The organism is Pseudomonas sp. FW300-N1A1, from assembly GCF_058789115.1.
The window spans coordinates 137,177-149,615 of record NZ_JBYTBK010000006.1 but is presented as its reverse complement, the minus strand read 5'-3'; the positions used below and the strand labels follow the sequence as shown (position 1 = coordinate 149,615).

Annotated in this window: 11 protein-coding genes; 4 read left to right on the top strand and 7 right to left on the bottom strand. The window is 61.7% G+C overall.

What is annotated here, in order from left to right:
• Positions 1–4: 4 nt before the first annotated feature.
• Complete coding sequence (gene copI, locus AC3WQN_RS07310; protein WP_103400218.1) at positions 5–556, bottom strand: copper-resistant cuproprotein CopI; 552 nt, start codon at positions 554–556, stop codon at positions 5–7.
• A 155-nt stretch (positions 557–711) separates the two neighbouring features.
• On the opposite strand from copI, the gene AC3WQN_RS07305 reads away from it, so the two are divergent.
• Both AC3WQN_RS07305 and AC3WQN_RS07300 read left to right on the top strand, forming a co-directional pair.
• The gene (locus tag AC3WQN_RS07305) at positions 712–1,392 is read left to right on the top strand and encodes a heavy metal response regulator transcription factor (protein ID WP_103400217.1); all 681 of its coding nucleotides are present in this window, start codon (positions 712–714) and stop codon (positions 1,390–1,392) included.
• Complete coding sequence (locus AC3WQN_RS07300) at positions 1,392–2,753, top strand: heavy metal sensor histidine kinase (RefSeq protein WP_103400216.1); 1,362 nt, start codon at positions 1,392–1,394, stop codon at positions 2,751–2,753. Before AC3WQN_RS07305 ends, AC3WQN_RS07300 begins: the two co-directional genes overlap by 1 nt.
• 731 nt (positions 2,754–3,484) lie before the next feature.
• Here AC3WQN_RS07300 and AC3WQN_RS07295 read toward each other — a convergent pair.
• The 3 genes from AC3WQN_RS07295 to AC3WQN_RS07285 form a co-directional block, all read right to left on the bottom strand.
• Positions 3,485–4,729: a lipoprotein-releasing ABC transporter permease subunit gene (locus AC3WQN_RS07295; protein ID WP_103400214.1), complete on the bottom strand. Its 1,245-nt coding sequence runs from the start codon at positions 4,727–4,729 to the stop codon at positions 3,485–3,487.
• A 63-nt stretch (positions 4,730–4,792) separates the two neighbouring features.
• A complete protein-coding gene (gene lolD, locus AC3WQN_RS07290) occupies positions 4,793–5,476 on the bottom strand; it encodes a lipoprotein-releasing ABC transporter ATP-binding protein LolD (protein ID WP_176465248.1) in 684 nt (227 codons plus the stop codon).
• Positions 5,477–5,483: 7 nt separating this feature from the next.
• Positions 5,484–6,734, bottom strand: a complete 1,251-nt coding sequence (locus AC3WQN_RS07285) for a lipoprotein-releasing ABC transporter permease subunit (RefSeq protein ID WP_103400213.1) — start codon at positions 6,732–6,734, stop codon at positions 5,484–5,486.
• Between the two features lie 94 nt (positions 6,735–6,828).
• Between AC3WQN_RS07285 and AC3WQN_RS07280 the strand changes: the two genes are divergently transcribed.
• Together AC3WQN_RS07280 and AC3WQN_RS07275 are read left to right on the top strand one after the other, a co-directional pair.
• Complete coding sequence (locus tag AC3WQN_RS07280) at positions 6,829–7,413, top strand: PilZ domain-containing protein (protein ID WP_103400212.1); 585 nt, start codon at positions 6,829–6,831, stop codon at positions 7,411–7,413.
• Between the two features lie 13 nt (positions 7,414–7,426).
• Entirely contained in the window at positions 7,427–8,149 is a 723-nt protein-coding gene (locus AC3WQN_RS07275; protein WP_095082289.1) for a glycerophosphodiester phosphodiesterase, read from the top strand.
• Positions 8,150–8,191: 42 nt separating this feature from the next.
• On the opposite strand, the gene sthA is transcribed toward AC3WQN_RS07275, so the two are convergent.
• The 3 genes from sthA to AC3WQN_RS07260 form a co-directional block, all read right to left on the bottom strand.
• Complete coding sequence (gene sthA / locus AC3WQN_RS07270; protein WP_103400211.1) at positions 8,192–9,586, bottom strand: Si-specific NAD(P)(+) transhydrogenase; 1,395 nt, start codon at positions 9,584–9,586, stop codon at positions 8,192–8,194.
• A 210-nt stretch (positions 9,587–9,796) separates the two neighbouring features.
• On the bottom strand, positions 9,797–10,783 hold the full coding sequence (locus tag AC3WQN_RS07265) for an FAD:protein FMN transferase (protein ID WP_103400229.1): 987 nt from the start codon (positions 10,781–10,783) through the stop codon (positions 9,797–9,799).
• Between the two features lie 122 nt (positions 10,784–10,905).
• Positions 10,906–12,369: a glyceraldehyde-3-phosphate dehydrogenase gene (locus AC3WQN_RS07260; RefSeq protein ID WP_095082285.1), complete on the bottom strand. Its 1,464-nt coding sequence runs from the start codon at positions 12,367–12,369 to the stop codon at positions 10,906–10,908.
• Between the last annotated feature and the right edge of the window lie 70 nt (positions 12,370–12,439).

Here is a 12,439-nt window from a genome sequence, read left to right as displayed (position 1 = left end):
GTGCTTACTGACTGACCGTCAGTTTGCCGACCATACCGGCCTGATAATGGCTGGGGATATTGCAGGCAAATTCCAGGCTGCCGGCCTTGCTGAAGGTCCAGGTCAGCTCGGCGGTTTTGCCCGGCTCTACCAACACGCTGTTTGGGTCGTCATGCTTCATCGCGCCATGGTCCATGCCGGCCATCGAGCCATGGCCCATGGCGGCGTGATCCATCGGCGCTGCGGCGGTCTTCATCGCGGTCGGGGTGAGCATGCCGCTTTGCTGCATTTTCAGCATTTCGGCCTGATGCTGGGTATGCATGGTCACGTCGCCCAGGTTGAACTCGTGCAGCAACTGGCCTTTATTGATCAGCACAAAACGCACGGTCTCGCCCGCCTTGATCTGCAGGGCCTTGGGGTTGAACGACATATCGCCCATGACGATTTCAACGGTGCGCGTGGCCTTCGCCGCCGGGGCCGGCGCGCCGAACCCGTAGGTCTGTGCCGGCGCGGCAAATACCGGAAAACTCAACACCAGCAAGCAGCCAGCCAGTACCAGTCGATTACGCAAAAACATGATCACACTCCAACAAGATGAGGTTCAGCCTGTGGGAAACTCTAGTGTCCCGCCGCTGCCAGCCAGCTGACAATCAGATTACAACTTTGTAAGGTTGGGCTGTTCGACCGCCCGCCACGGTATAACGCACCCGTGCCATCCCACTCGAGTCGCCCATGAAACTGCTGATCGTCGAAGACCAACCGAAAACCGGCCACTACTTGCGCCAGGGCCTGGCCGAGGCCGGCTTCAACGCCGAACTGGTGGCCGATGGCAATACCGGCCAGCATTTGGCCCTGACCGGCGATTACTCGTTGCTGATTCTCGACGTGATGCTGCCCGGCCGCGATGGCTGGCAGATCCTGCAAGCCGTGCGCAGCGCTGGCCTGGAGATTCCGGTGCTGTTCCTCACCGCGCGGGATGCGGTGGAAGACCGCGTCCACGGCCTGGAACTGGGCGCCGACGATTACCTGGTCAAACCCTTTGCCTTCTCCGAACTGTTGGCCCGGGTGCGCAGCCTGTTGCGTCGCGGCAGCGCCACGCCGCAGGAAACCAGCCTGCAACTGGCCGACTTGCGCCTGGACCTGATTCGCCGCCGGGTCGAGCGCAACGGCCAGCGTATCGACCTGACTGCCAAGGAGTTCGCCCTCCTTGAAATGCTCCTGCGCCGCCAGGGCGAAGTGCTGCCCAAATCGCTGATCGCGTCCCAGGTCTGGGACATGAATTTCGACAGCGACACCAACGTGATTGAAGTGGCGATCCGGCGCCTGCGCTTGAAGATCGACGATGACTTCCCGAACAAGTTGATTCATACCGTGCGCGGCATGGGCTATGTGCTTGAAGAGCGTGCGACCTGATGCGCCGCCTGTCCCTGGGCACGCGCCTGGCCCTGCTGTTTGCCGCCTGCACCGCGGTGGTTTCGCTGTTTGCCGGCGTACTGTTCAGCCGCGCCAGCGAAGCACACTTCATTGAACTCGACCAGCAACTGCTCGACGGCAAGCTGATCGCCCTGCGCAGTGCATTGCAGGGCGCCGACGATCCCGTACTGTTTGCCGAGCGCAAAACACAATTACAGGATGAGATGAGCCACCAGACCGACCTGGCGTTGCGCGTGCGCGGCGCCGACGGCGGCCTATGGTTCGACAGCAGCCCGAACCTGCCCACCGACCTGCCCGCCCTGCCCGGCCTCCATACCGTGCAAAGCGCGGGCACGGCCTACCGGGTCTACAGCGCGCCGCTGCAGCCAGAACAGCCCGACTCCGCACAACTGACGCTGCTACTCGACATCACCCACCATCAGCACTTCCTGCAACGCATGCAGCACTTGATCTGGCTGACGGTGAGCCTCTGCGCGCTGGCCACTGCACTGCTCGGCGCCTGGGCCGCGCGCAGCGGGCTGCGGCCGTTGCGGCGCATGAGTGAAGTCGCCGCCGGCGTCTCCGCCAGCTCCCTGACCCAGCGCCTGCCTGAAGACCAGATGCCCGCCGAGCTCGCGGAACTGGCCCACACGTTCAACGCCATGCTCGGCAGGCTCGATGATTCGTTCCAGCGACTGTCGGCGTTTTCCGCCGATATTGCCCATGAGCTACGCACGCCGCTGTCGAACCTGCTGACCCACACCCAGGTCACCCTGACCCGCCCCCGGGACCTGGAAGACTATCGCGAAGCCCTGCACAGCAACCTCGAAGAACTGCAATGGATGGCGCAACTGGTCAATGACATGCTGTACCTGGCCAAGGCCGACCACGGCTTGTTGATGCCCAAGCGTGAACCGCTGCAACTGGGCGAAGAGGCGGACCTGCTGCTGGAGTATTACGCGCCGCTGGCCGAAGACGCGCAGGTCCGGTTGACCCGCCAGGGTGACGCGCCCATCAGTGGCGACCGCAGCATGCTGCGCCGCGCCCTCTCCAACCTGCTGGACAACGCGCTGCGCTTTACCCCGCCACAGGGCGCGGTTGAGGTACGGATTGTCGATGGCGACAAAGGATTGCAGCTGAGTATCGAAAACTCCGGGGAAGGCATTCCCGAAGCCTTGTTGCCGCGCCTGTTCGACCGTTTCTATCGCGCCGACCCGGCGCGCCGTGAAGGCAGCAGTGAACATGCAGGGCTGGGACTGGCGATTACCCAGTCGATCATCCGCGCCCATGGCGGGACGATTCGTTGCGAATCAGGCCCAGGCTGGACGCGGTTTGTGATGGAGTTGCCGAAGGGGGACTGACGCCCCCAGGAGAGGAACGCTGCCTCCGTGGCGAGGGAGCTTGCTCCCGCCGGGCTGCGAAGCGGCCCCGACAAGACGATTGCAGTCTTTCAGATAACACTCGGCGACGGGTCTCGGGGCTGCCGTGCAGCCCAGCGCGAGCAAGCTCGCTCGCCACAAGGTGTGTGTGTGTGTTCGACGCCTCGCACCAGGACTGAACCCACACACAACATCCACAGGGAGCTTACGAATAACGCAACGCGTTGGCAGTAACGCAGCTCAACCCGCTGTGAACACTGTCCGCGTGGCGAGGAAGCTTGCTCCCGCCGGGCTGCGAAGCGGCCCCGACAAGACGATTGCAGTCTTTCAGATAACACTCGGCGACTGGTCTCGGGGCTGCCGTGCAGCCCAGCGCGAGCGAGCTCGCCACAAGGTGTGTGTGTGTGTGTTCGGCGCTTCGCACCGGGACTGAACCCACACACAACATCCACAGGGAGCTTACGAATAACGCAACGCGTTGGCAGTAACGCAGCTCAACCCGCGGTGAACACTGTCCGCGTGGCGAGGGAGCTTGCTCCCGCTGGGCTGCGAAGCGGCCCCGACAAGACGATTGCAGTCTTTCAGATAACACTCGGCGACGGGTCTCGGGGCTGCCGTGCAGCCCAGCGCGAGCAAGCTCGCTCGCCACAAGGTGTGTGTGTGTTCGACGCCTCGCACCAGGACTGAACCCACACACAACATCCACAGGGAGCTTACGAATACCGCAACGCGTTCGCCGGTTCGGTCTTCGCCGCACGCCAGGCCGGGTAAAGGGTGGCCAGGAAGCTCAGGATGAAACCGGCCGAGCAGATCAGCAGCACATCGGCGCCCTGCAACTCCGAGGGCAGGTTGCTGACGAAATACACGTCGGAACTGAAGATGTGCTGGCCGCTCACCCGCTCCACCCAGCCCACCAGCGCACTCACGTTCAGCGCCGCGAGCACCCCGAGGACGCCGCCGATCAGCGTGCCGACGACGCCGATCACCGTGCCCTGCACCATGAAGATCGCCATGATCTGCCGCGGTGTGGCGCCGATGGTGCGCAGGATCGCAATGTCCGCGCCCTTGTCGTTCACCACCATGATCAGGGTGGCGATGATGTTGAACGCCGCCACGGCCACGATCATCAGCAGCAACAGGCCGATCATGGTCTTTTCCATTTTCATCGCGCTGAACAGGCTGCCCTGGGTATGGGTCCAGTCATCGGCCTTGTAGGCGCTGCCCAGGCTTGCCGCGATATCACTCGACACCTTGGGCGCGGCATACAGGTCTTTCACCGCCAGGCGCACGCTCTGCACCTGATTCGGCTCCCAGCGCTGCATCTGCGCGGCGTCGGCGACATGGATCAGCGCCATCGAACCATCCAGCTCGGCACCGACCTTGAACACCCCCACCACGTTCAACCGCTGCATGCGCGGTGTGATCCCGCCCGGTGCGGTGCTGACCTCCGGCACGATCAGGGTGATCCTGTCACCGACGTTCAAGCGAAAGCGCCGTGCGGTGATTTCACCCAGCACCACGCCGAACTCGCCAGGCTTCAAGGCATCCAGACGCCCCTGCACGATGTGCTGGGCCACGATGGACACCTTGCCTTCCTGGGCCGGATCAATGCCACTGATCTGGATCGGCTGCATCGACCCTTTGTAGGACAGCATGCCTTCCATTTCGGTGAACGGTACGGCGGCGGTCACTTCCGGGTTTTTCATCGCGGCCGCTGCCACCGGCTGCCAATCGTCGATCGGCTTGACCCCGACGATAGTGGCGTGGGGCACCATGCCGAGGATGCGCGAACTCATTTCACGCTGGAAGCCGTTCATCACCGACAACACCACGATCATCGCCAGAACGCCCAGGGCGAGACCGATCATCGAGGTCATCGAGATAAACGAAACAAAGCGATTGCGGCGCTTGGCGCGGGTATAGCGCGTGCCGATAAAGATCGATAACGGTCTGAACATTCGCTGGGGCACCGTATAAATATAAAAGACCCGGTGCCGCTTCAGGCACCGGGTTTCAACCCATCAGATGGGCGTCAGAAAACCTTCCTGCAAGTGCAGGACGCGGTCCATCTGGCGCGCCAGGTTCATGTCGTGGGTCACCACCAGGAACGCCGTGCGCATCGAGGTGCTGAGCTCCAGCATCAAGTCCTGGATGCCCTGGGCCGTGTGGGAGTCGAGGTTGCCGGTGGGTTCGTCGAGCATCACCAACCCGGGGTTGTTCACCAGGGCACGGGCGATGGCCACGCGCTGACGCTCGCCACCGGACAGTTCGGCCGGCTTGTGCTCCAGGCGATGGCTCAGGCCTACCCGCTCCAGCAACGCCGTGGCGCGCTGACGGGCCTCCGGGATCGCGGTGCGGCCGATCAACAGCGGCATGCAGACGTTTTCCAGGGCGGTGAACTCAGGCAGCAAGTGGTGGAACTGGTAGACGAAGCCCAGGGAGCGGTTGCGCAACAGGCCACGTTTCTTCTCGTTCAGCGCCGACAGCTCTTCGCCGGCCAGCCAGACGCTGCCCTCGGTTGGCGTGTCGAGACCGCCCAGCAGGTTGAGCAAGGTACTCTTGCCCGACCCCGAAGTGCCCACGATCGCTGCGCGTTCGCCCGGATGCAGTTCCAGTTGCAAACCGTTCAGCACCACCACCGACTCCGGGCCTTCCTCGTAGGACTTGCCCAGGTTGCGGCAACTCAAGATTGCTTTATCACTCATGCCCGACTCACTCATAACGTAGCGCCTCCGCCGGCTGGGTGCGCGCAGCACGCCAGGCTGGATACAGGGTGGCGAGGAAACTCAGGACCAACGCCGCGCCGCAGACCATCAACACATCCTGGGCTTGCAACTGCGAAGGCAGGTAGTCGATGAAGTACACGTCAGCGTTAAGGAATTTGTGCCCGATCAGGCTCTCGAGGGCGGCGATCGCGGCGCTGACATTCAGCGCGGCAAACATGCCGACCACCGCGCCGATCGCCGTGCCGACCACGCCGATCACCGTGCCCTGGACCATGAAGATCGCCATGATCCGCCCCGGCGTGGAGCCCAGGGTACGCAGGATCGCGATGTCGCCCTTCTTGTCATTGACCACCATCACCAGCGTGGAAATGATGTTGAACGCCGCCACGGCAACGATCAGCAGCAACAACAGGCCGATCATGGCTTTTTCCATGCGGATCGCCTGATAGAGGTTGCCGTGGGTGCGGGTCCAGTCACGGGCATAGAAACGGTCGTCACCCAACTGCTGGGCGATGCTCCACGCCGTGCGCGGCGCCTGGAACAGGTCGTCGAACTTCAGGCGCAAGCCCTGGATCTGGTCCGGCTTCCAGCGATGCAGTTTCGACAGGTCCTGCAGGTTGGTGACCCCCAGGTAGCCGTCGATCTCGCCGGCGCCGACATGGAAGATCCCGACCACGGTAAAGCGCTTCATGCGCGGGAACATCCCGGCCGGCGTCACGGTGACCTCGGGGGCGACGAAGGTCAGCTTGTCGCCGACACCCACGCCCAGCTTGGCCGCGGCCTTGTCACCGATCACGATGCCGAAGCTGCCCGGGGACAGGTCGTCGAGTTTGCCCTGCTGCATGAAGTTGTCGATGATCGACACCTGCCGCTCCAGCGCAGGATCAATGCCATTGAGCAACACCTTGGAGACCTGGCCGTTGTTGGTCAGCAATCCCTGCATCTGGGTGAACGGCGCAACGGCCAGCACCTGCGGGTTCTGCTTGACCTTGGCGGCCAGGCCTTGCCAGTCGTTGATGGCTTCACCGGACTCGATGGTCGCATGGGGCACCATGCCCAGCACGCGGGTGCGCATCTCATGATCGAAGCCGTTCATGACCGACAGCACCACGATCATCACGACCACGCCAAGGGCGAGCCCGATCATCGAAGTCAGGGAAATGAATGACACAAAATGATTGCGACGCTTTGCACGGGTATAACGCGTGCCGATAAATACGAAGAGTGGTCTGAACATGTCGGGGCTTGTTCGGAGGGAAAAGGAACGTCCTTGTGGCGGGGGTCGATAACCAGCTTTACACTCAGACCACCGCCGCTACCATGGGTTCGCCATGTCGACATTAGATGAAGAAGATCGCCGCGAATACTACCGTATCGAGGACATGATCGCACTGGAAATTCAGCCCCTGTCCGGCCCCGAAGCCGCAGGCCAGGAAGTGTTGCAGGATGCTTCCCCGCTGTTCAATCTGCTCAGCGAACTGCACCTGAGCGAATTCGAGTCGCAGCACCTGCTGCGCCAGATCACTGAGCGCGACCGAAACACTGCGGCGTACCTGAAAGTGCTGAACAAACGCATCGACCTGCTCAGTCAGGTGGTCGCCCAAACCGTGCTCGGCAAGTTCGATGAGCCGCAGCGCGTGGTGCTGTCGGAAGGCGGTATCGAGTTCGAGCACCACCTCCCCTACCCGGCCGGCAGCTATCTGGCGATCAAGCTGTTGTTGATGCCGCAAGCGCTGGGCCTGTTGTTGCGAGCCAAGGTCACTCACTGTGAACCGGAGAGTTTCGGCACGTTCGCAATCGGCACCGAGTTCCAATACCTGACCGATGCCCAGCGACAATTGCTGGCCCGCTATATCTTGCAGCGACAGGCCCAAGAACGGCGCCTGGCACGCGAGCACACCGAATCCGGCAATTAATTAAGGAAGAACCGTGACCCTCATCTATGGCCACCGCGGCGCCAAAGGCGAAGCACCGGAAAACACCCTGAGCAGTTTCCAGCAATGCCTCAAGCACGGCGTGCGCCGCTGCGAACTGGACCTGCACCTGTCCATGGACGGCGAGTTGATGGTCATCCACGACCCGACACTCAAGCGCACCACCGACCGTCGCGGCAAGGTGGTCGAGCATACGGCGGCAGAGCTGGTGACCTACGACGCACGCAAGGGCGGCCCGGGCTGGATCAAGCCCTGCCCGATCCCGACGCTGGAGACGCTGTTCGAGCAATGCGATTTCGAGCACTGGCAACTGGAAGTCAAAAGCGCCTCACGCACCCGCGCCGCCACCACGGTACTGGCGATTCGCGAAATGGCGCAGCGTTTCGGCCTGCTCGACAAGGTGACGATCACCTCGAGCTCACGGGAAGTGCTCAAGGCCGCACTGGACCTGGTACCGGATGTGTCGCGTGGACTGGTGGCCGAATACGCCTGGCTCGACCCGCTGAAGGTCGCGCAGGGTTATGGCTGTGAGATGCTGGCGCTGAACTGGACCCTGTGTACGCCGGAACGCCTGGAGAAGGCGCAGCGCCAGGGGCTGCATGTGTCGGTGTGGACAGTCAACGAACCCGCGCTGATGCGCAGGCTCGCTGATTTCGGCGTTGACAGCCTGATTACAGACTTTCCCGGTTTGGCCACTGCCACCCTCGAGAATTGCTGAAATCGGTCTCCCCGGCCGGCTCAGGCCACCGGCCGGAGCCGCTCAAAAAAGCCGGTTGAGGCCGTCGTATGCCGCTACCCGATAGGCTTCGGCCATGGTCGGGTAGTTGAACGTGGTGTTGACGAAGTACTTCAGGGTGTTCTGATCGCCCGGCTGGTTCATGATCGCCTGGCCGATGTGCACGATCTCCGATGCCTGATAACCGAAGCAGTGCACGCCCAGCACTTCCAGGGTCTCGCGATGGAACAGGATCTTCAGCATGCCTTGCGGCTCACCGGCGATCTGCGCACGCGCCATGCTCTTGAAGAACGCCTTGCCGACTTCGTACGGCACCTTGGCCTGGGTCAGCTCCTGCTCGTTCTTGCCGATCGAGCTGATCTCCGGAATGGTGTAGATCCCGGTCGGCACGTCGTTGACGAAGCGCCAGCTGCCGTTGTCGACGATGCTGCCAGCGGCCGAACGACCCTGGTCATGGGCCGCACTGGCCAGGCTCGGCCAGCCGATCACATCACCGGCACCATAGATATTCTGGATGCAGGTGCGATAGTTCTCGTCGACTTCGATCTGGCCACGGCTGTTGACCTTCACCCCGATGTTTTCCAGGCCTAGCTGGTCGGTGTTGCCGGTACGGCCGTTGCACCAGAGCAAGGCGTCGGCCTTGATCTTCTTGCCAGACTTGAGATGCAGGATCACACCGTTGTCCACGCCTTCAACGTGATCGTAATCCTCGTTATGGCGCACAGTGATGTTGTTGTTGCTGAAGTGGTAGCTCAGGGCCTGGGAGATTTCCGAGTCCAGGAAGCTCAGCAACTGGCCACGATTGTCCACCAGCTCAACCAGCACACCCAGGCCACTGAAGATCGAGGCGTATTCGCAACCGATCACACCGGCGCCGTAAACGATGAGTTTGCGCGGGGTGTGGCCGAGGCTGAGGATGGTATCGCTATCGTAGATACGCGGGTGGTGGAAATCGATATCGGCCGGGCGGTACGGGCGCGAGCCAGTGGCGATGATGATGTGCTTGGCCACCAGTTTTTCGACCACGCCGTTGGCGCAGACCACTTCGATGGTTTGCTCGTCAGCAAAACTGCCGGTGCCGAAGAACACGTCAATCCGATTGCGCGCGTAGTAACCGGTGCGCGAGGCGACTTGCTTGGAAATGACCTTCTCGGCGCTCTTGAGTACGTCCGGGAACGAGAACCAGCGCGGCTCACCAATGGCCCGGAACATCGGGTTGGTGTTGAACTGCATGATCTGCCGGACTGAGTGACGCAATGCCTTGGACGGGATGGTGCCCAGGTGAGTGCAGTTGCCGCCGACCTGGCGACGACTGTCAACCATCGCCACCTTGCGTCCTGCCTTGGCGGCGTTCATTGCCGCGCCTTCTCCCGCCGGGCCGGAACCCAACACCACCACGTCGTAGTTGTAGACAGCCATGCGTACTCCTCAGAACAGGCCGCGGCACCCCGTTGGCACCCGCGGCTAAATCATGCCGACGGCGCGGCATGAAGGAACAATTTGGGGTCAGTCGAAAACCCGGGAACAGTCTATAGCAGCGTCAACGCCGCGCACATTAACCCTTGGTAGCGTCGTAGGCTAGTTTTGCCTGCACTACAACGCCAGCAATCCTTACGATCGGGGCCGTGTTCACTGGGTTTTTCCGGAGTTCAGGCGATCAAAAGCCTGACTGGTAGATGTGACGAAGCCGGTATCGGTACGCATCACAAAAAATGCTGCGATCTGGTTTTTTTCCGCGTAATCCCGGCCGCGCTCGGGCCCCAGAATCAGCAACAGCGTCGACAAGCCATCGGCCATCAACGCCTGAGGATGAATCACCGTCACCGACGCCAGGTCATGCAAGACCGGCCTGCCGGTACGGGCATCGAAGGTGTGGGAGTAGCGGCGCCCGTCCTGCTCGAAATAGTTGCGGTAGTCACCGGACGTCGACACACCGTAACCGTCGATGGCGATGATCCGCTCGGCCACTTGCTTGTCATCCCGAGGCTCTTCCAGGGCAATGCGCCACGGCGAGCCATCGAGCTTCTTGCCGACCGCCTTGAGTTCGCCGGTGACTTGCACCAGGTAGTTTTGAATGCCGGCCGCTTCGAGTTGTGCCGCGATGCGATCCACCGCGTAACCGGCGGCGATGCTGTTGAAGTCGACCTCGACCGCAGCGTCCTTGCACAACTGATCGCCATCGATGCGCAGGTGCCCATGACCGACTCGCTGCCGCGCCTCGGCGAGCGCTTCGGCGGTCGGGACCTTTTCCTCGCGGGCTTGTGGGCCAAACCCCCAGAGATTGAGCAGCGGCTCCACCGTCAAGTCGAATGCGCCCTCGCTCTGCGAAGACAATTGCTCGCCAACGCGAACCAGGTCGAGGATCGACGCAGGCATTGCCTGACAATGGTTGGCGGGTAAATTGTTGAAGCGCTCGATGTCCGAGTCACTGCGGTAGGTCGACATTTGCCGGTCGACGTCGGCGAGAATCGCCTCGACCTGCTGCTGCACCTCGACCGGCCCCGACATCCCCGGATGGCGAACATACTGGATTGCGTAGCGGCTACCCATGATCGGGCCACCGAAGCTTTCCTGAGTGTCGCCATTGCCGCAACCGGACAAGATGCCAATCAGAATCAACAGACCCCCTAGCTGCCTGCTCGACAAATCCTGCTCCCCCTGAGATTCATGTTGAATGGTAGACCGCACAAACAAAAACGCCCCGACATTGTCGGGGCGTCTTCATGTGCGGCTAAGGCTTAGCGCGGGAATGCTGGCGGGTTTACACCGGCCATGTCTTCCATCACGCGAACCACCTGGCAGCTGTAACCGAATTCGTTGTCGTACCAAACGTACAGAACAACGCGGTTGTCTTGGGTGATGGTTGCTTCAGCGTCGACAACACCAGCGTGGCGCGAGCCAACGAAGTCGGTGGAAACCACTTCCTGGGAGCTGACGTAGTCGATCTGCTTGTGCAGATCCGAGTGCATGGCCATCTGGCGCAGGTACTCGTTGATCTCTTCGCGAGTGGTAGCCTTTTCCAGGTTCAGGTTCAGGATAGCCATCGACACGTTTGGCGTAGGAACGCGAATCGCGTTGCCGGTCAGCTTGCCCTTGAGCACTGGCAGCGCCTTGGCGGCTGCGGTGGCAGCACCCGTCTCGGTGATCACCATGTTCAGCGGCGCGGAGCGGCCACGACGGCTGCCCTTGTGGAAGTTGTCGATCAGGTTCTGGTCGTTGGTGAACGAGTGAACGGTTTCGACGTGGCCATTGACGATGCCGTACTTGTCGTTGACAGCCTTGAGCACCGGCACGATGGCGTTGGTGGTGCAGGAAGCCGCCGAGATGATCTTGTCGTCAGGGGTGATATCGCCATGGTTGATGCCATGCACGATGTTCTTCAGCGCGCCTTTGCCAGGTGCGGTGAGGATCACGCGGGCAGCGCCCGGGCAAGCCAGGTGCTGGCTCAGGCCGTCAGCGTCACGCCATACACCGGTGTTGTCGACGATCAGGGCGTTTTCGATGCCGTACTGGGTGTAGTCGACTTCGCTCGGGCCCTTGGCGTAGATAACCTGGATCAGGTTGCCGTTGGCGGTGATGGTGTTGTTGGCTTCATCAATGGTGATGGTGCCATCGAACGGACCATGAACCGAGTCGCGACGCAGCAGGCTGGCGCGCTTGACCAGATCGTTCTCGGCGCCCTTGCGGACAACGATGGCGCGCAGACGCAGGCCATCGCCACCACCGGTTTTCTCGATCAGGATGCGTGCCAGCAGACGGCCGATACGACCGAAGCCGTACAGGACAACGTCGGTGCCTTTGCGGGCGGAAGCGTTCTGCTGGCCAACCACGTCGGCCATCTCGTCACGGACGAACTGCTCGGCAGTACGGCCATTGCCTTCGGCCTTGAATTTGGCCGCCAGCTTGCCCAGGTCTACCGAAGCGGCGCCGAGCTTGAGCTCGCTCATCGCCTTGAGCAGCGGGAATGTTTCGTGGACGGACAGCTCGCTTTCGTCGGACTGACGGTGACGAGCAAAGCGGTGAGCTTTGAGAATCGCAATGACTGAACGATTGATCAGGCTGCGGCCATAGATCGAGCTCACCACGTTGTTATTGCGGTAGAGCTGACCGATAAGCGGAATCATCGCTTCTGCGAGTGCTTCACGGTCGATCCATTCACCAAGACACTGGTCGGGCTTCTGAGTCACGGGAACCTTCCACATGTAGGGGCAGAAAAAAGGGGCTACATTATGCCGCCGAGTGACTCGTGTAGCAATGCGCGCCTGTCGTTCG

Bases quoted from the DNA above. Each gene is read 5' to 3' on its own strand.
- copI (WP_103400218.1), bottom strand. From the start codon at position 556: ATGTTTTTGCGTAATCGACTGGTACTGGCTGGCTGCTTGCTGGTGTTG.
- AC3WQN_RS07305 (WP_103400217.1), top strand. From the start codon at position 712: ATGAAACTGCTGATCGTCGAAGACCAACCGAAAACCGGCCACTACTTG.
- AC3WQN_RS07300 (WP_103400216.1), top strand. From the start codon at position 1,392: ATGCGCCGCCTGTCCCTGGGCACGCGCCTGGCCCTGCTGTTTGCCGCC.
- AC3WQN_RS07295 (WP_103400214.1), bottom strand. From the start codon at position 4,729: ATGTTCAGACCGTTATCGATCTTTATCGGCACGCGCTATACCCGCGCC.
- lolD (WP_176465248.1), bottom strand. From the start codon at position 5,476: ATGAGTGATAAAGCAATCTTGAGTTGCCGCAACCTGGGCAAGTCCTAC.
- AC3WQN_RS07285 (WP_103400213.1), bottom strand. From the start codon at position 6,734: ATGTTCAGACCACTCTTCGTATTTATCGGCACGCGTTATACCCGTGCA.
- AC3WQN_RS07280 (WP_103400212.1), top strand. From the start codon at position 6,829: ATGTCGACATTAGATGAAGAAGATCGCCGCGAATACTACCGTATCGAG.
- sthA (WP_103400211.1), bottom strand. From the start codon at position 9,586: ATGGCTGTCTACAACTACGACGTGGTGGTGTTGGGTTCCGGCCCGGCG.
- AC3WQN_RS07260 (WP_095082285.1), bottom strand. From the start codon at position 12,369: ATGTGGAAGGTTCCCGTGACTCAGAAGCCCGACCAGTGTCTTGGTGAA.